The sequence below is a fragment of the Streptomyces sp. NPDC007863 genome (genome assembly GCF_040633895.1).
GTDB lineage: Bacteria > Actinomycetota > Actinomycetes > Streptomycetales > Streptomycetaceae > Streptomyces.
The window spans coordinates 211,443-229,126 of sequence record NZ_JBEYEI010000004.1 but is presented as its reverse complement, the minus strand read 5'-3'; the positions used below and the strand labels follow the sequence as shown (position 1 = coordinate 229,126).

The window sequence follows — 17,684 nt, the reverse complement described above, 5'->3', positions numbered from 1 at the left end:
GACGGACCGTCACGGCGACACGCCGTCCCGCGGGGGCCATTCCACCGGAACGGCCCCCGCGGGCCGTCTCCTGCGGCCATGATGGAGGGCATGGCGGGCCTGGAGAGCAGGGAACAACCACGGCAGGGCGGCGTGCCCGCCGCCCGGTGGACACCGACCCTGGAGGACGAAGAGGCCCTCGCGGCGATGGACCGGTACGGCAATCCGGCGGAGATCGACGTGCGGCTGCCGTCGCTCCCGGAGTCGGCGAGGATCGCCCGCCGGATGACCCAGTACGTGGTGCTCCGGCAGTGGGGGCTCGGTCCGAACCTCGCCGAGCACGCCGTCCTGCTCGTCTCCGAACTCGTCGGCAACGCGGTCCGGCACACCGGCGCCCGGGTCTTCGTGCTGCGCGCCCAGCGCCGCCCCGGCCGGATCCGGATCGAGGTGCGCGACCCCTCGCGCGGGCTGCCCTGTCTGATGCCGGTGGCCGAGCTCGACGTCAGCGGCCGGGGCCTCTTCCTCGTCGACAAGCTCTCCGACCGCTGGGGCGCGGACCTCGGGCCGCGCGGCAAGACCACCTGGTTCGAGATGCGGGTCACCGACCGCTGACCGGCCCCGGACGCACGGAAGCCCCCGTGCGCCGTGGTGGGGCTGCTTGGGGGCTTCCGTGTGATGCGCCGTGGACGGGGGGGTGTATCCACGGCCGCAGAGGCGACCTGGCCCGGGTCAATGGGGGTCGTGTCACCGACTATGACAGACGGCAGGCCACACCGCCAAACGCCCACATCGTTATCAATCCGGACATAGCGATACGTTTTAACTGTGAATCGTTGGTGACATGCGGCACTCGCCTTGCAAACCATGAATGACTATGCGGTTCATCGATTGTTTCCCTCGATCATCCACATAGTGGACGGCCGGGCCCGTCCTAGGAGGCGGTGAGAAGCGCCTCCGAGGCCACCGGCCGGTACCCCGCCGCCTGGAAGGTCCGCACGCTCCGCGCGTTGCCCGGCGACTGCTGCGCCCACACCACGGCGTCCGGCGTCAGATGCCGCGCCGCCGTCGCCAGCGCCCGGCCCAGGCCCAGGTGGCGCACCGTCTCGTCCACCTCGATCGCCGCCTCCATGCGCCCGGCGACCCCGCGCCCCAGGACCAGCACGCCGCCGTCCGCCGCCCACACCCGTACGTCGTCCCGGTACTTCAGCGCCCGCGCCACCCGTGGATGGTCCGGGTCGTCGATCTCCCGCAGCGTCACCGGCGGCGGGCCCGTCAGGGCGTCCGCGACCGTCAGCAGGTCGATGGTGTTCATCCGCCGGCCGGTCCTGGCCATCAGTCGCACCAGGAAGCCGGGGTTCATGCTCGCCGCCAGCGGATCGCTCCCGGTCGCGGCCAGCTCCGCCCGCACCCACTCCGGATCGACGTCCGCGAAGACCACCGAATGGGCCGTGAAGGCCAGCACCCCGGCGTCCCTCCCGTCCGGCGGCGGGACCACCGTCGTGCTCCCGTCCATCGCGGGGAACTCCCCGCGCGCCGCCGCCTCCAGGATCCGTGTCACGTCAGTGCTCATACCGCCATCATCGGACACCGCACGGCCAGCTAATCTGACCCCCGTCAGAACAGCACCGAGAAGGGGCGGAAGCAGTGGCGGACATCGAGTCGGCACGGACGGCATTCAACCGGTACGACGTGGACGGGGACGGCTTCATCACCGCCGCGGAGTACAAGAGCGTCATGGCCCAGCTGGGCGACTTCAACGTCACCGAGACGGTGGCCGCGGCCCTCATCAAGCAGCGCGACGACAACGGCGACGGCCGGCTGTCGTGGGACGAGTTCTGGGCCCACCTCAGCAAGGCCTGACCCCGGTCTGACCGGCCCGGGGACCGGGACCGGGCGGCGTTCACCCTGAGTTGCCGCCCGTCCCGGGCTCGGTGACGATCGTCCGGTGACGCTTCCCGGACCCTTCGGCACCCCCCGCCGTCGTGGCGCGGTGGCCCTCGTCGCCGCCGTCCTCGGCGCCCTCGCCGTCGCCGTCCTCGGCGCCGGTCTCGCCCGGACGGGCACCGGTGAACTGCGGATACCCGCGGCCCACACCACCACCCTGCTCCGGCTCCTGCTCCTGACCGGCCTCGCCGTCACCGTGGGCGAACTCGCCGGCCGCCGGATCGCGGGCGAGGGCCCCCTGCCGCGCCCCCTCTCCGTCCCCGGCGCCCTGCTCGCCGCGGCCGCCGCCACCGGCCTCCTGCTGCTCCTCGCCGCCGTCAGCGGCCTCAGCCTCCCCGTCGTCTACGGGCTCCGCGAGGGCAGGCTGCTGCTCGTCACCGCCAACGCCTGTCTCCTCGCCGCCGTCTGCGCCGCCTCCCGGCGCCCCGGCCTCGCCGCCCTCCCGCTCGCCGCCGCGATCGTCGCCGAGGCGCTGCGCGCCCACCCCGAGACCGCCGGCTTCGGCGTCGGCACCGGACTCACCGTCGTCCACCTCACCGCCGCCTCGCTCTGGACCGGGACCCTGCTGTACGTCCTGCGGGTCCTGCGGCCGCGCGGCGAGGGCGGCCGCGCGGTGCTCCTGCGGTACGCCCGGATGGCGGCGTGCGTCTACGCGGCCCTGGCCGTCACCGGCACCGTCTCCACCCTCCGCCGCCTCCCCCTGGAGGCCGCGCTCACCACCGCGTACGGCAGGGTCCTGCTGGTGAAGCTCGCCCTCTTCGGCGGTGCCAGCCTGCTGGCCCTGGCGGCCCGCTCCCGGCTGCGCTCCGGCGCCGACGCGAGCCCCCCGGCCCGCGTGGAACTCGCCGTCCTCGCCGTGATCGTGGCCCTCTCGGCGCTCCTCACGGTGGTCCCGGACCCGCACTGGCAGCGGTTCTGAGGGCCGGGCCCCGGCGGCGGAATCCGGCCGTTCCCGGGGTTTCCGGACATCCGCGCCGGGATTGGCCTAGACCTATTGCCCTGTAGGGGGTGCGCCGATACGTTTCGTCCCGGCTGCGCAGCCGTCAGGAACCGCACGAGACCCACACGCACCACATCGCATCGTTCATTTCAGGAGGACATGCCATGTACCGTCGCGTCGCAGCCGCGCTCGCCACCGCGGCCACCGCGGGAGCCCTCGCCCTCGGCACGGCCGGCTCGGCCGAGGCTGCCGGCCCGGGCTTCTACCCGCGCAGCCACCACTCCTCGTACGCCGAGTGCCAGGCCGCCGGCCAGGCCGGCTACACGATCTGGGGGCCGATCTTCCTCTGCGAGCCCTTCACCTCCACCCGCCCGGACGTCATCGTCCTCTGGGTCCGCTACTGACCGAACGCGAGACGGCCGGTCCCGTGGGGGCGGGACCGGCCGTCTCGGCGTGGAAGCGGTGCGGGGCCGCTCAGGAGGCCTCCCGCCCCTCCCCGAGGGGCGCCGCCGCGGGGCGTGGCCCGGAGGAGCCGAGGAACCCCGCGTACAGCAGGATCTGGACGGCCAGGCCGAGGACCGTCGCGGCCTCGGCCCAGGACAGCGCCAGCAGCGCTCCGCCGTTCCCCTCCTTGCTCCAGAAGAACGCCAGTCCGCCGAGCGGCACGAGACAGAAGGTGGCGACGTCCACCAGGCACTGGAGCTTCTTCCGTGACGTCCGGCGGGCGTCCGAGCGGTGCGCCGTCTCCCAGCCGAAGAGTTCCGGAGCGCCGGACCCCCCGTCCACGCGGGCGGCCAGAGCGGGGCGCAGGGTGGAGCGGACGTAGCCGCCTATGGCCGAGATCTTCTCGTCGTTGACCACGTAGGTCCACCCGAGCACCACGCACACCGGGGGCAGGGCCAGCAGCAGGGTCGCCGACCGCGTCTGTGCGGCGGCGGCGATGACGGCGGTGACGGCGGCCAGGGTCACGTAGAGCAGGTTGTCGCGGAAACCGATCCGGGCCCGCTGCTCCTCCTTGATCGCCTGGTACTCCGCCAGCATGAGGTCCACCACGGTCCGGGTCTCTCCCGAGCCGGACGGACGGTCGGTGCTCATTCTCATCCCACCCCTTCAACACGGTTATTCTGGCCCAGAGTTGGACTTACACTACGTCCATGGTGGACGCACTGCCGCTTGCCGTGGTTCTGACCGCGCTGCCTGTCGAGTATCAAGCCGTCAGAGCTCTGGTCACCGATACCGAGGACCTCTCCCATCCGAGCGGCACCCGTGTGGAACGCGGGCTCCTGTCCGGCACCCGATGGCGCGTCGCACTGGTCGAGACCGGGGTGGGCGCCGGGGTGACGGCCGTGCTCACCGAACGGCTTGTCCAGTGGCTGAGTCCCCGGGCCGTCTTCTTCGTGGGTGTGGCCGGCGGGCTCAAGGACGACATCGCCCTCGGCGACGTCGTCGTGGCGACCAAGGTGTACGCCATCCACGGGGGCAAGTACGCGCAGGGGGGCTTCCAGGTCCGGCCGCAGGCGTGGTCGGCCTCCCACCGCCTGGAGCAGGCCGCCCGGGCCGCTCTGCGCGGCAGCCCGGGCGTGCACTTCAAACCGATCGCCTCGGGAGACGTCGTGATGGCCGACGAGCTCTCCGAAGTCGCGGCCCTGCTCCGGTCCCACTACAACGACGCGGCCGCCCTGGAGATGGAGGGCGCCGGCCTGGTGGAGGCCGCGCACCTCACGGGCGGGCTGGACGCCCTGGTCGTCCGGGGCATCAGCGACAAGGCCGACCGGAACAAGTCCCTCGTGGACGCGGAGGGATCGCACGAGCGGGCGGCCGGCCGGGCCGCCGGCGCCCTGGCCCGGATCGTCGCCCTGCTCGAACCGGCCCCCGGCTCCCCGGCGCCGCCGGAGCCGCCGCCCTCCCCACCGTCGCAGCTCTTCCCCGGCCTCGAAGGGTGGAGCCTCTCCGACGACCACTACGAGGCCCTGGAAGCGGTGGCCAAGCAGGCCGGGCACGCGCCCGACGGCCGACTGGAGCCGGCCGCCGTCGTCCGGGCCGTCACCCAGGCCCTTCCCCGTCTGCAGGAGGAACGGAGGCAGGAGGTTCTGCGGTCGCTCGTCGAACGTCGATTACTGAGCGTGAGTCCGAGCGGCCGCGTCGAAGTCTCACCGCACGGCATGCAGGCCCTCGTCAGGAAGAGGAAGACGCAATGACGCAGTCGGACCGCACGTTCAGCATCTCCCGCGTCTCGCAGGAGGCGGGTGAAGGGGTCCTCGACATCCCCAGCCTGTCCGTGCTCCGCTACAAGTCCCCGACCGCGCTCATCGCCGAGTTCCAGGCGACCTGGGGCGTGGAGCCCAAGGCGGTGGCGCTTCCCGTGGCGGAGGCCGACGGCTTCCTGTACGAGGTCGAGGGGCTGCGCGGTGTCCCGATGTCCAGCTACGCCCAGCCCACCCAGAACCTCCGGGCCTTCGAGGACGTCGTCAAGGTCTTCCTCGGGCTGGGGAAGAACATCATCCTGACCCTCTGCCCCACCATGGGCTACATCCCCGGCGAGGGGCTGCAGCTCCGGGACATCAGCGGCGCGAGCTCCCCCCAGCTGTGCCTCGCCAACCCCCGTTCCTCCGAGGTCCTCGGGGCGATCCTCGGCACCGGGATCGACATCGTGCGGCGCGTGTCCTCCAAGACGGCCGGCCTCGGCCTCCAGGGAGTCGCCATCGACGTCACGGACCTGTGGGGCATGAGCGGCGAGCTCGGCAGGGTCGAGGCGACCTGCTTCTGCACCACCTGCACCCAGCACTTCACGGACACCGCCCCGGACCTGCTGAAGCACTTCAGGACCTTCCCCAACCCGTGGAGCCTGCTGCTGAGGCCCACGGACACCGGGATCGACTACGTGAGCGAGGTGCCCCCGGGGACCTCGCCCGAGGAGGTCGTCGGGATCGCCCGCCAGCGGAGGTACGTGGAGCAGTTCCCGAACGCGGACCAGAGCGAACTGCTCGAACACGCCAACCTCCTCCTCCGCTACATGCGGAGCCGGCACGCCCTGACCATCGGCGCGATCGGCGCCCTCCTCGACTACGCCACCGAGGGCCTCGACGAGACGTACACCCGCATCCTGATCATGGAGGGGGAGACCTACGGCTGGACGTCCGGCCTGTGGATCGAGGAACTCGACACCGAGTTCGACGACGAGGGGAACCGGAGCTACGACGAGATCTGGTTCAACGTGACGCCCGGCTACCTCCCGCAGACCGTTCCCTACCGCGCCTACATGTGGCGCCGGAGCCGCTACACGATCAACAACTTCTTCGATCTGGCGGGAAGCCTCTCCAACGCCTCGATGCGGGTGAACACCATGCTCAGCCAGAGGAGCATCGAGGAGTGCAGGCGCATGGTGGCGGACCACTGGCAGCGGGTGCACGGCAGCGCGCTGAGCTCCCAGGCGGCCCTGGTGATGCTGCCGAAGGACTCCGAGAGGGCGCTGGAGAAGAAGATCCGGCGGGGTTTCGTGGGAGTCGGCCTCGACCGTGAGTTCGGCGACCGCTTCAGCGATCAGCTGGCGATCCTGCCCGGCCGGGCGGACACCGCGGCCCGCGCGGTGCCGGACATCGACCTCGCCTCGATCCTCTACCGGCTCCGGGAGGGCCAGGCGTGATCCGCCCGGAGAGCGGACGGGGCGGCCGGTGGTCCCGGCCGCCCCGTCCCGCCGCCTCCGGCGTCAGCACTCGATGATGTTCACCGCGAGACCGCCGCGCGCGGTCTCCTTGTACTTGACGCTCATGTCGGCGCCGGTCTCCTTCATGGTCTTGATGACCTTGTCGAGGGAGACCAGGTGGCTGCCGTCGCCGCGCATCGACATCTTCGCCGCCGTGACGGCCTTGACCGCCGCCATGCCGTTGCGCTCGATGCAGGGGATCTGGACCAGGCCGCCGACCGGGTCGCAGGTGAGGCCCAGGTTGTGCTCCATGCCGATCTCGGCCGCGTTCTCCACCTGCTCCGGGGAGCCGCCGAGGACCTCGGCGAGGGCGCCGGCCGCCATCGAGCAGGCCGAGCCGACCTCGCCCTGGCAGCCGACCTCGGCGCCGGAGATCGAGGCGTTCTCCTTGAAGAGCATGCCGACCGCGCCGGCCGCGAGGAGGAAGCGGACGATGCCGTCCTCGTCGGCACCCGGGACGAAGTTCATGTAGTAGTGCAGGACCGCCGGGATGATGCCGGCCGCGCCGTTCGTCGGGGCGGTGACCACCCGGCCGCCCGCCGCGTTCTCCTCGTTCACCGCCATCGCGTAGAGGGTGATCCACTCCATCGCGTGCATGGCCGGGTCGCCCTCGGAGCGCAGCTTGCGGGCCAGGGTCGAGGCGCGGCGGCGGACCTTCAGGCCGCCGGGGAGGATGCCCTCGCGGGCCATGCCGCGCGAGACGCAGGCCTGCATGACCCGCCAGATCTCCAGGAGGCCGGCCCGGATCTCGTCCTCGGTGCGCCAGGCCTTCTCGTTCTCCAGCATCAGGGAGGAGATCGACAGGCCGGTCTCCTTGGTGAGGCGGAGCAGCTCGTCACCGGTGCGGAAGGGGTACTTCAGGACGGTGTCGTCGGGGATGATCGGGTTCTCGCCCGCCACCGCGTCCTCGTCGACGACGAAGCCGCCGCCGACCGAGTAGTACGTCTTCTCCAGGACGAGCCCGCCCTCGGCGTCGTACGCGAAGACCGTCATGCCGTTGGCGTGGTACGGCAGCGCCTTGCGGCGGTGCAGGATCAGGTCGTCGTCGAAGGAGAACGGGATCTCGTGGGCGCCGAGCAGGTTGATCCGCCCGCTCGCCTTGATCCGCTCGAACTCCTCGTCGGCGTGCTCCACGTCGACCGTGCGGGGCGAGTTGCCCTCCAGGCCCAGGAGGACCGCCTTCGGGGTGCCGTGGCCGTGGCCGGTGGCGCCCAGCGAGCCGTACAGCTCGGCCCGGACCTGCGCCGTGTGGGCGAGCAGGCCCTCGTTCTTCAGGCGGCGGGCGAACATCCGGGCCGCGCGCATCGGGCCCACCGTGTGGGAGCTGGACGGGCCGATGCCGATCGAGAACAGGTCGAAGACCGAGATGGCCACGGGAGGACTCCTTGTGGGGGCTAGACGCCGTTGTCTGCCGGGGTGGAGCAGAAAAGCGCGGAAGGCGGGGTGGAGACATGGGGCGGGGCACCACGCTCACTGTCCAGTGTGCGCGGTGCCCCGGAGCTTTCGTACCAATAAAAGCGTACGAAATTACTTCAGGCCGGGGTACAGCGGGTGCTTGTCGGCCAGCGCGGTCACGCGGGCCTTCAGCGCCTCGGCCTTCTCGCCGTCGAAGCCGGGCTTCAGCGTCTCGGCGATGACGTCGGCGACCTCGCGGAAGTCCTCGGCCTGGAAGCCGCGGGTGGCGAGGGCCGGCGTGCCGATGCGCAGACCGGAGGTGACCATCGGCGGGCGCGGGTCGTTCGGAACGGCGTTCCGGTTGACCGTGATGCCGACCTCGTGGAGCCGGTCCTCGGCCTGCTGGCCGTCGAGCTCGGAGTCGCGCAGGTCCACCAGGACCAGGTGCACGTCCGTGCCGCCGGAGAGGACCGAGACGCCGTGCGCCGTGACGTCGTCCTGGACCAGGCGCTCGGCCAGGATCCGGGCGCCGTCCAGGGTGCGCTGCTGGCGCTCCTTGAACTCCTCCGAGGCCGCGACCTTGAAGGAGACGGCCTTGGCCGCGATCACGTGCTCCAGGGGACCGCCCTGGAAGCCCGGGAAGACGGAGGAGTTCAGCTTCTTCGCGAACTCCTTCTTCGCCAGGATGATGCCGCCGCGCGGGCCGCCGAGCGTCTTGTGCGTGGTGGAGGTCACCACGTCCGCGTACTCGACCGGGTTCGGGTGCAGACCGGCCGCGACCAGGCCCGCGAAGTGGGCCATGTCGACCCACAGGTACGCCTCGACCTCGTCGGCGATCCGGCGGAACTCCGCGAAGTCCAGCTGACGCGGGTACGCCGACCAGCCGGCGATGATCACCTTCGGGCGGTGCTCCTTGGCGAGGCGCTCGACCTCGGCCATGTCGACCAGGCCGGCCTCGTCCACGTGGTACGCGACCACGTTGAACTGCTTGCCCGAGAAGTTCAGGCGCATGCCGTGGGTGAGGTGGCCGCCGTGCGCCAGGTCGAGACCCAGGATCGTGTCGCCCGGCTGGGCGATCGCGAAGAGCGCGGCCTGGTTGGCGGAGGCGCCGGAGTGCGGCTGCACGTTGGCGTACTCGGCGCCGAACAGGTCCTTGATCCGGTCGATCGCGATCTGCTCGGCCACGTCGACGTGCTCGCAACCGCCGTAGTAGCGGCGGCCCGGGTAGCCCTCGGCGTACTTGTTGGTGAGGACGGAGCCCTGGGCCTCCATGACCGCGACCGGAGCGAAGTTCTCCGAGGCGATCATCTCGAGGGTGGACTGCTGGCGGCGGAGCTCGGCGTCGACGGCGGCGGCGACGTCCGGGTCCAGCTCGTGGAGGGGAGTGTTCAGAAGCGACATGAAGCGATCCCTAGGGGGTCTCGGTCAGCCTGCGGTGAAGGCGGTGTACTCGTCGGCGGAGAGCAGGTCGTCCTGCTCGGCCGTGAGGCGCACCTTGAACAGCCAGCCGCCCTCGAACGGAGCGGAGTTCACCAGCGACGGGTCGTCCACGACGTCCTGGTTCGCCTCGACGACCTCACCGGTCACCGGGGAGTACAGCTCGCTCACGGACTTGGTCGACTCCAGCTCGCCGCACTCCTCGGTCGCGGTCACGGTGGAGCCGACCTCGGGGAGCTGGACGAACACGATGTCACCGAGGGCGTTGGCCGCGTGCTCCGTGATGCCGATCGTGGCGACGCCGTCCTCGACGGCCGACAGCCACTCGTGCTCCTTGCTGTAGCGAAGCTGCTGGGGGTTGCTCATGTCCTGATTCTCCTGTACCGGGGGAGTGCGGATGTACGGGGGTCTTGCGGGGTGAGACGGGATCCGGGACGACCGCGTCACTTCTGGCGCTTGTAGAACGGCAGCGCCACGACCTTGTACGGCTCGTGCGTGCCGCGGATGTCCACCCCTACACCCTCGGTGCCGGGGGCCGCGTGCGCCGCGTCGACGTACGCCATCGCGATCGGCTCGCCGAGCGTGGGGGAGGGGGCGCCCGAGGTGATCTCGCCGACGACCTCGCCGCCGAGGACCACCCGCATGCCGGCGCGCGGGACGCGGCGGCCCTCGGCGACCAGGCCGACGAGCTTGCGCGGCGGGGCGGTCTCGGCGCGCTCGGCGGCGGCCTCCAGCGCCTTGCGGCCGACGAAGTCGCCCGGCTTCTCGAACTTCACGACCCGGCCCAGACCGGCGTCGAAGGGGGTGAGCGAGGTGGTCAGCTCGTGCCCGTACAGCGGCATGCCCGCCTCCAGGCGCAGCGTGTCGCGGCAGGACAGGCCGCACGGGATGAGGCCGACGCCCGCGCCCGCCTCGGTCAGCGCCTTCCACACGCCCTCGGCGTGCTCCGGCTTCAGGAAGAGCTCGAAGCCGTCCTCGCCGGTGTAGCCGGTGCGGGCGATCAGCGCCGGGACGCCGGCGACGGTGCCGGGGAGGCCGGCGTAGTACTTCAGGCCGTCCAGGTCGGCGTCGGTGAGCTGCCCCAGGATGCCGGGGGACTCGGGGCCCTGCACGGCGAGCAGCGCGTAGGCGTCGCGGTCGTCGCGGACCTCGGCGTCGAAGCCGCCGGAGCGGGCGACCAGGGCGTCCAGGACGATCTGGGCGTTGGAGGCGTTGGCGACGACCATGTATTCGGTCTCGCCGAGGCGGTAGACGATCAGGTCGTCGAGGATGCCGCCGTCCTCCTGGCAGATCATCGTGTAGCGCGCGCGGCCGGGGCCGATGGTGGACATGTTCCCCACCAGGGCGTAGTCGAGCAGGTCGACGGCCTGCGGGCCGGTGACGGTGATCTCGCCCATGTGGGAGAGGTCGAAGAGGCCGGCCCTGGTGCGGACGGCGTTGTGCTCGTCGCGCTCGCTGGCGTACCGCAGCGGCATGTCCCAGCCGGCGAAGTCGGTCATGGTCGCGCCCAGCGAACGATGCAGGGCATCGAGGGCGGTCAGACGGGGGGTGGTGCTCATGGTGGACGTGGCTCCCGGTTCCCGAAGGCGGAAAACATGACAGGCAAGGACGTTCCTCCCCATCTGTCATGGAACCTGAGAGGTTCACCGGGGGCATCCCCGGCTTGCACCTTGGGTGGGGACACGACGCGTGTCCCGCTTTTCAGATCTGCCTCATCCACGCGGTACGGGGCCTGAGAGATTCAAGGGAGGGTCTTGCTCCTTCGGCGCCCGGGCGGCCCAGGGGCCGGTCCGGAACTCTCCCGCGCGGATTCGAGCGGCCGGTATGCGGTTGTAGGGCGCTGCGCGCGCCTGGCGCGCACATCCTCGCATACGGTGTCGGCGCCGCAAATCGCTTGTCTCGGATTACCGTTTCTTTACACTTCGTGGGCAAGGGTCTCCGTAGGTCTCCCGACACGTCCCCCGGGGGCCCGACAGGGGGAGCAGCGATGAGGATCCAGCACACCGGCGTCTTCGCGAGCGACGCCGCCATACCGGCCCAGCGGGCCCGCGCCAGGACCCGGCGGCGCGGGCGCGTGGTGCGGGACCTGCGCGACCGGGGCGGCCGCGGCCCGCGCGTCCTCGCCTTCGCCGCCGGTGACGTCGTGGTCGTCTCCGGGCTGCCCGGCAGCGGCAAGTCCACCCTGCTGCGGCGGGCCGCCGCGGGCCTCCGCATCGACTCCCAGGACGCCCGCGAGCGCTGGGAGGCCCGGATGCCCGCCTTCCTGCCGTACGCGCTCTACCGTCCGCTGGTCCGGATCGCGCACTACGCCGGGCTCCACCGGGCCCTGCGCTCCGGCGCCGGGGTCGTCGTCCACGACTGCGGCACCCAGTCCTGGGTCCGCGGCTGGCTCGCCCGCTCGGCCGCCCGCCGCGGCCGCGCCCTCCACCTGGTCCTCCTCGACGTCGACCCGGCCACCGCCAGGGACGGCCAGCGGGAGCGGGGCCGGGGGGTGTCCGCGTACGCCTTCGCCCGGCACCGCAGGGCGGTGGGCCGGCTCGTCGCCGCCGTCGAGGCGGGCCGCCCGCCGCGCGGCTGCGCCTCCGCCACCCTCCTCGACCGGGACGCGGCGGCCGCGCTGCGCCGGATCGGCTTCCGCGCCCCGGTGTGAGGCCCGCGCGCCGGGTTCTGGTCACAGCCGGGGCGGGGCGGCGTTAGGGTGCTGCGGGACGGCCGGGACCAGGGCCGTACGAGAAGGGGACGGAACCACCGTGGACGTGACGTGGCCGGGCAACGAGCTGGAGGAGGCGCTCGTCGCCGCGCTCGGGGAGCCCGCGGCCGGAGGCCGGCTCATCGAGGTGCTCGGCCGCAGTCAGGTGTGGGTCCCGCTGCCCAACGGCGGCGGTCCGGACAGCCCCGACCTGGACCTCGCCACGATGGAGATCGGCGGCGGCGCCTTCGTCCCCGTCTTCAGCTCCCAGGAGCAGTTCCTCGCCTGCGTCGGCGACCACATGTCCTTCACCGTCGCGCCCGCCCGTGACTTCGCCCGCGGCCTGCCCCCGCAGCTCGGGATCGCGGTGAACCCCGGCGGCACCGTCGGCGTCCCGCTGCCCCCGCCCGCCGTCGCCGAGCTCTGCCGGGTCGGCCGCACCGCCCTCGACGGGCCCGCGTCCGGCGGCCGGGTCCGGCTCTTCGAGCCCGACTGGCAGGACGACCCGGTCGACTTCCTCGCCGCCGCCTCCGCCGAGTTCGAGGCCACCGGAGTCGTCGCCTCGGCCCGCCGCACCCTCGCCAGCGTCGAGGGCACCGAACCGGCCCTCTTCATCGGCGTCCAGCTCCTGGGCTGGGACGGCGTCGACCGCAACGCCCCGCTGGACGCGCTGGGCCGCGCCCTCGGCCGCGTGGAGGTCGCCTGGCCGGTGAACCTGATCCTCCTCGACATGGCGGCCGACCCCGTCGGAGACTGGATGCTGGAGCGGGTGCGCCCCTTCTACCAGCGCGCGGTCCACTGATCCACCGATCCACCGAACACGAGCCGTACGAGACAGACAGAGGGGCGGGACCCAGGGTGAGCGCGTCAGGCAGCGCCGCGACCGGAGAGGTCGAGCAGATGCTGCGCCAGGTGGCGCCCGGACGCTACGACGCGTACGAGGGCCTGCTGCACGCCCTGGCCGACGGCGAGTTGTACATGCTGCTCTGGCAGGGCTCCCCGGGCTCGGCCGAGGCCCAGTACGGCAACATGGAGGTCGACGGGCACGGTTACGCGCCCTGCGTCACCTCGCCCGGCGAGCTCGCCGCCTCCGGCTGGCACCGCGCCCACGAGCGGGTCACCGGCCGAGAGATCGCCCGCTCGCTCTACCCGGAGCGCTGGGGCGTCTGGCTCAACCCGCACGCCCCCGGCGGCGGCGTCGGCATCCCCTGGGCGGACCTCCGCCGGATCGCCACCGGCCTCGACCGGATGCCCGCCGGGCCGCTGCGGGTCTCCGAACCCGCGCTGGAGATCCCGCAGTTCTACGCCCAGCTCACCCAGAACGCGCACCGGACCCCGGCCGTCCGCTCGCTGCGGCGCGGCTGGGTGCAGCCCGCGCTCGGGACTCCGTACCTGGTCATCGGCCTCGACCTGTACGACGGTTCGGCCGCGGCCGTCGACGAGGTGCGGGCGATGATGCGCCAGTCGATCGGCGCCGTGCCCGAGGGGCTGCCCGTCTCGACGGTCGCGCTCTCCGACGCGTACGACCCGGTGGCGCTCTGGCTGAAGGCGCACGCCCGGCCCTTCTACGACCGCGACGCGCACGGAGCCCCGTCTCAGCATGCGGGATCCCATGGTCCGGGATACGGCTACCCGCCCGCGCGGCATCGCTGACGCGTTCTGCTCCACTCCTGCCCCGTTCTGGCCGAAATTGCTTGCCAGGGCGGGGTTTTGCGTCCACTTTGAGACCGCTCAGACCGGCGATGTCCGGCATCGGACCGTTTTGGTGAGTGTCCGGGTCTCAGGTTGGTATCACCGCTATGCGGACTGTTCTCTGCCGCGTCACTCGCCAGTAGCGTTCGGCCGGTCAAGACCACAACAGGGCGAGCCAGGGGTGGACCCATGCGCATACTCAATTCCCGGTCGACCCGGGCTCTGACGGCGGCCATCGCGGTCGGCCTCATCGCCACGGGCTGTGCGAGCGAGCGGAAGGAGGGGGACAAGGGCGGAGCCAAGGACACCTTCGTGTTCGGCGCTCCGGGCGACCCGGCCTCCCTCGACCCGGCCCTCGCGAGCGACGGCGAGACCTTCCGCGTCACCCGCCAGGCCTTCGAGGCGCTCCTGGAGCACGAGCCCGGAGGCAGCAAGCTCGTCGGCGGGCTCGCCGAGAAGTGGTCGAGCAACCCCGAGGGCACCGTCTGGACCTTCAACCTCCGCAAGGGCGTGAAGTTCCACGACGGCGAGGCCTTCGACGCGAAGGCGGTCTGCGCCAACTACGACTACTGGTTCAACTGGAAGGGCACCTACCAGTCGAGCGCGGTCTCGTACTACTGGCAGACCATCATGGGCGGCTTCAAGGCCAACGCGGACAAGGAGACGCCCAAGGCGAACTACAAGTCCTGCACGGTCAAGGACGACGCCACCGCCGTCATCGAGGTCTTCGAGCCCTCCGCCAACCTGCCCGGCGGCTTCTCCCTGAACGCCCTCGCGATCCACTCGCCGAAGGCCCTCCAGGAGTACGGGAAGCAGCAGATCAGCGAGGCCGGCGACGCCATCACGTACCCCAAGTACAGCCAGGAGGCCGGCGCGGTCGCCGGCACCGGCCCGTACAAGATCACGAAGTGGAACAAGGGCAACAAGGAAGTCTCCTTGGAGCGCTTCGACGACTACTGGGGCGAGAAGGCCAAGGTGAAGAACCTGGTCTTCCGTACGATCGACACCGAGGAGGGCCGCCGCCAGGCGCTCCAGGCCGGTGACATCGACGGCTACGACCTCGTCGCGCCCGCCGACATCAAGACCCTCGAGGGCGAGGGCTTCCAGGTCCCGACCCGTGACGTCTTCAACCTGCTCTACCTCGGCATGACGCAGGGGGCCAACCCGGCGCTGAAGAAGCCCGAGGTCCGCCAGGCCATCGCGCACGCCGTCGACCGCGAGAACATCGTCAAGACCCAGCTGCCCGAGGGCGGCAAGGTCGCGACCCAGTTCATGCCGCACACCATCGCCGGCTACTCGGACAAGGTGAAGCAGTACCCGTTCGACACGGCCAAGGCCAAGTCGCTCCTCGCCGGCGCCGGCGCGAGCGGCCTGTCGATCGACTTCTGCTACCCGACCGAGGTCACCCGCCCGTACATGCCCGCTCCGCAGGACATCTTCGAGCTGATCAAGGCCGACCTGGAGAAGGCCGGCATCAAGGTCAACCCGAAGCCGAAGAAGTGGAACCCGGACTACGTCGACGCGGTGGAGAGCGGCGACTGCGCCCTCCACATCTTCGGCTGGACCGGTGACTTCAACGACGGCTACAACTTCATCGGCACCTGGTTCGCCGGCCCCGGCAAGCAGTGGGGCTTCGACGACAAGAAGGTCTTCGACGCGGTGAAGGCCGGCTCGCTCCAGGGCGACCCGACCAAGCGCACGGACCTCTACAAGGCCGCCAACGAGACGATCATGGAGTACCTCCCGGGCGTCCCGCTGACCTCCTCCCCGCCGGCCATCGCGTTCGGCAAGAACGTGGTCCCGCCGAAGGTCTCCCCGCTGACGCAGGAGAACTTCGCCGAGGTCTCCTTCAAGTAACACACCCGTAAGCGCTCCGCCCGGTCACGCGCTCCTGCCGTGACCGGGCGTCCGCGCATCCACCCTCCACACGCAAGAAAGGGGCACGCGGGGTGTTGCGACTCGTCGTACGACGACTTCTCCAGCTCATACCCACCCTGCTCGGCCTGTCGGTTCTGCTCTTCATCTGGCTGAACCGGCTGCCCGGCGGACCCGCCTCAGCGATCCTGGGCGAGCGGGCGACCGAGGCCGACGTGGCGCGCATCAACCGCGCGCTGGGACTCGACCAGCCGATCTACGTCCAGTACGGACGCTTCCTCAAGCGCCTCCTCGACCTCGACCTCGGCACCTCGGTGCAGACCGGACAGCCCGTCTGGGACGAGTTCGTGCTGCGCTTCCCCGCCACCGTCGAACTCAGCCTCGCGGCCATGCTCATCGCCACCGTCGTGGGCATCCCGCTCGGCTACCTCGCCGCCCGCAAGCGCGGCGGCTGGCTCGACGTGGCCTCCGTCTCCGGCTCCCTCGTCGGCATCTGCATCCCGGTCTTCTTCCTGGCGCAGCTCCTCAAGGGCGCCTTCGGCGACGTCTTCGGCACCTTCGGCCGTCAGTCCACCGGTATCGACGCCACCAGCGTCACCGGCTTCGCCGTCCTCGACGGCGTGCTCACCGGCGAGTTCGACGCCGCCTGGGACGCCCTGATGCACCTGGTGCTGCCCGGCATCGCCCTCGCCACCATCCCGCTCGCGGTCATCGTCCGCATGACCCGCGCCAGCGTCCTGGAGGTCCTCGGCGAGGACTACATCCGCACCGCCGAGTCCAAGGGTCTGGAGCGCCGGGTCGTCCGCGGCCGGCACGTCCTGCGCAACGCGATGCTCCCCGTCGTCACCGCCGTCGGCCTGCTCACCGGCAGCCTGCTCTCCGGCGCGGTGCTCACCGAGTCCGTCTTCACCTTCGGCGGCATCGGCTCCTTCATCCGGACCGCCATCGACGCCCGCGACTACCCGGTGCTGGTCGGCTTCATCCTGTTCATCGCGATGATCTACGTGGTGATCAACATGCTCGTCGACCTCGCCTACAGCGTCATCGACCCGAGGGTGCGGGTGCACTGATGAGTCTCACCACCACTGCTTCCAAGATCGACCGGCTCGCCCAGCTCACGGCGAAGACCGAGACCGCCAGCGGCGCCAGCCTCTGGCGCGAGGCCATGCGCCGCATGCGGGGCAGCAAGATGGCGATCATCGGCGCCGTGATCATCGCCGGCTTCGTCCTGCTCGCGATCGTCGGCCCCTGGGTCGCCCCGTACGGCCCCGCAGAACAGACCTGGCGCGGCGAGGTCTTCTCCAACCGGGGCCAGTTCGTCGGCGCCCGCGCCGAGAACTGGTTCGGCCTCGACCACCTCGGCCGCGACCTCTTCTCCCGGATGCTGGTGGGCGCCCGCCAGACCCTGCTCGTCGGCGTCGTCTCCATGCTCATCGGCCTGCTGATCGGCGCCTTCGTCGGCATCCTGTCCGGCGCGGCGGCCACCCTCGGCGGGAAGGCCGGACGGCGGATCGACGACGCCGTCATGCGCGTCACCGACATCCTCCTCGCGCTGCCCTCGCTGCTCCTCGCCGTCTCCGTCGCCGCCGTGATGGGCCAGTCGCTCACCACCGTGATGATCGCCGTCGGCGTCGTGCAGATCCCGGTCTTCGCCCGGCTGCTCCGCGGCTCGATGCTCGCCCAGGGCGGCAGCGACTACGTGCTCGCCGCCCGCTCGCTCGGCATCCGCAAGCGGCGGATCGTCTTCACCCAGATCCTGCCGAACTCGCTGAGCCCGGTGATCGTCCAGGCGACGCTCAGCCTCGCCACCGCCATCATCGAGGCCGCCGCCCTCTCCTACCTCGGACTCGGCAACCCCGACCCCGCGGTGCCGGAGTGGGGCGTCATGCTCTCCGCGGCCCAGCGCTTCTTCGACAACGAGCCGATGATGTCCATGTACCCGGCGGTCGGCATCATCATCACCGCCCTCGGCTTCACCCTGCTCGGCGAGGCCATGCGCGAAGCCCTCGACCCGAAGCTGCGAGGCTGAC

General features: G+C 71.3%; 18 protein-coding genes and 1 riboswitch. Of the genes, 12 read left to right on the top strand and 6 right to left on the bottom strand.

Annotated features, from left to right (window positions below; all coding sequences use genetic code 11):
* The first annotated feature begins 78 nt into the window (after positions 1–78).
* Complete coding sequence (locus ABZ621_RS08340; protein WP_360601971.1) at positions 79–591, top strand: ATP-binding protein; 513 nt, start codon at positions 79–81, stop codon at positions 589–591.
* A gap of 319 nt (positions 592–910) precedes the next feature.
* On the opposite strand, the gene ABZ621_RS08335 is transcribed toward ABZ621_RS08340, so the two are convergent.
* Complete coding sequence (locus tag ABZ621_RS08335; protein ID WP_360601969.1) at positions 911–1,549, bottom strand: GNAT family N-acetyltransferase; 639 nt, start codon at positions 1,547–1,549, stop codon at positions 911–913.
* Positions 1,550–1,623: 74 nt separating this feature from the next.
* Here ABZ621_RS08335 and ABZ621_RS08330 point away from each other — a divergent pair, with 74 nt between their 5' ends.
* The 3 genes from ABZ621_RS08330 to ABZ621_RS08320 all read left to right on the top strand — a co-directional run bounded on the left by ABZ621_RS08330 (position 1,624) and on the right by ABZ621_RS08320 (position 3,267).
* Positions 1,624–1,839: an EF-hand domain-containing protein gene (locus ABZ621_RS08330; protein WP_360601967.1), complete on the top strand. Its 216-nt coding sequence runs from the start codon at positions 1,624–1,626 to the stop codon at positions 1,837–1,839.
* Positions 1,840–1,924: 85 nt separating this feature from the next.
* On the top strand, positions 1,925–2,842 hold the full coding sequence (locus ABZ621_RS08325) for a CopD family protein (protein WP_360601965.1): 918 nt from the start codon (positions 1,925–1,927) through the stop codon (positions 2,840–2,842).
* A 185-nt stretch (positions 2,843–3,027) separates the two neighbouring features.
* Positions 3,028–3,267, top strand: coding sequence for a hypothetical protein (locus ABZ621_RS08320; protein WP_360601963.1), 240 nt, complete (start codon positions 3,028–3,030; stop codon positions 3,265–3,267).
* 70 nt (positions 3,268–3,337) lie between these two features.
* On the opposite strand, the gene ABZ621_RS08315 is transcribed toward ABZ621_RS08320, so the two are convergent.
* Positions 3,338–3,958: a hypothetical protein gene (locus tag ABZ621_RS08315; protein ID WP_360601961.1), complete on the bottom strand. Its 621-nt coding sequence runs from the start codon at positions 3,956–3,958 to the stop codon at positions 3,338–3,340.
* A 59-nt stretch (positions 3,959–4,017) separates the two neighbouring features.
* On the opposite strand from ABZ621_RS08315, the gene ABZ621_RS08310 reads away from it, so the two are divergent.
* Together ABZ621_RS08310 and ABZ621_RS08305 are read left to right on the top strand one after the other, a co-directional pair.
* Positions 4,018–5,061 (top strand): 5'-methylthioadenosine/S-adenosylhomocysteine nucleosidase, encoded by a 1,044-nt coding sequence (locus ABZ621_RS08310; RefSeq protein ID WP_360601959.1) that lies wholly within the window; start codon positions 4,018–4,020, stop codon positions 5,059–5,061.
* Entirely contained in the window at positions 5,058–6,506 is a 1,449-nt protein-coding gene (locus ABZ621_RS08305) for a hypothetical protein (RefSeq protein ID WP_360601957.1), read from the top strand. The genes ABZ621_RS08310 and ABZ621_RS08305 overlap by 4 nt, the downstream gene beginning before the upstream one ends.
* A gap of 63 nt (positions 6,507–6,569) precedes the next feature.
* Here ABZ621_RS08305 and ABZ621_RS08300 read toward each other — a convergent pair whose 3' ends face one another.
* The 4 genes from ABZ621_RS08300 to gcvT all read right to left on the bottom strand — a co-directional run bounded on the left by ABZ621_RS08300 (position 6,570) and on the right by gcvT (position 10,957).
* Positions 6,570–7,940 carry an L-serine ammonia-lyase gene (locus ABZ621_RS08300; RefSeq protein WP_360601955.1) on the bottom strand — a complete coding sequence of 457 codons (1,371 nt, stop codon included), beginning with the start codon at positions 7,938–7,940 and terminating at the stop codon, positions 6,570–6,572.
* Positions 7,941–8,093: 153 nt separating this feature from the next.
* Complete coding sequence (gene glyA / locus ABZ621_RS08295) at positions 8,094–9,362, bottom strand: serine hydroxymethyltransferase (protein ID WP_360601953.1); 1,269 nt, start codon at positions 9,360–9,362, stop codon at positions 8,094–8,096.
* Between the two features lie 24 nt (positions 9,363–9,386).
* Positions 9,387–9,764, bottom strand: a complete 378-nt coding sequence (gene gcvH, locus ABZ621_RS08290) for a glycine cleavage system protein GcvH (RefSeq protein ID WP_360601951.1) — start codon at positions 9,762–9,764, stop codon at positions 9,387–9,389.
* A gap of 77 nt (positions 9,765–9,841) precedes the next feature.
* On the bottom strand, positions 9,842–10,957 hold the full coding sequence (gene gcvT, locus ABZ621_RS08285; RefSeq protein ID WP_360601949.1) for a glycine cleavage system aminomethyltransferase GcvT: 1,116 nt from the start codon (positions 10,955–10,957) through the stop codon (positions 9,842–9,844).
* Between the two features lie 152 nt (positions 10,958–11,109).
* A riboswitch (glycine riboswitch) is annotated at positions 11,110–11,212 on the bottom strand.
* Between the two features lie 173 nt (positions 11,213–11,385).
* Here gcvT and ABZ621_RS08280 point away from each other — a divergent pair.
* The 6 genes from ABZ621_RS08280 (at position 11,386) to ABZ621_RS08255 (ending at position 17,683) form a co-directional block, all read left to right on the top strand.
* Positions 11,386–12,048 carry an AAA family ATPase gene (locus ABZ621_RS08280; RefSeq protein WP_360601947.1) on the top strand — a complete coding sequence of 221 codons (663 nt, stop codon included), beginning with the start codon at positions 11,386–11,388 and terminating at the stop codon, positions 12,046–12,048.
* Between the two features lie 100 nt (positions 12,049–12,148).
* Complete coding sequence (locus tag ABZ621_RS08275) at positions 12,149–12,889, top strand: enhanced serine sensitivity protein SseB (protein WP_360601945.1); 741 nt, start codon at positions 12,149–12,151, stop codon at positions 12,887–12,889.
* Positions 12,890–12,945: 56 nt separating this feature from the next.
* Positions 12,946–13,740, top strand: coding sequence for an enhanced serine sensitivity protein SseB C-terminal domain-containing protein (locus ABZ621_RS08270; protein WP_360601943.1), 795 nt, complete (start codon positions 12,946–12,948; stop codon positions 13,738–13,740).
* A gap of 228 nt (positions 13,741–13,968) precedes the next feature.
* Positions 13,969–15,636 carry an ABC transporter substrate-binding protein gene (locus tag ABZ621_RS08265; protein WP_360601941.1) on the top strand — a complete coding sequence of 556 codons (1,668 nt, stop codon included), beginning with the start codon at positions 13,969–13,971 and terminating at the stop codon, positions 15,634–15,636.
* 92 nt (positions 15,637–15,728) lie between these two features.
* On the top strand, positions 15,729–16,724 hold the full coding sequence (locus tag ABZ621_RS08260) for an ABC transporter permease (protein WP_360601939.1): 996 nt from the start codon (positions 15,729–15,731) through the stop codon (positions 16,722–16,724).
* Positions 16,724–17,683 carry an ABC transporter permease gene (locus tag ABZ621_RS08255; protein WP_360601937.1) on the top strand — a complete coding sequence of 320 codons (960 nt, stop codon included), beginning with the start codon at positions 16,724–16,726 and terminating at the stop codon, positions 17,681–17,683. Before ABZ621_RS08260 ends, ABZ621_RS08255 begins: the two co-directional genes overlap by 1 nt.
* The last annotated feature ends 1 nt before the right edge of the window (position 17,684 follow it).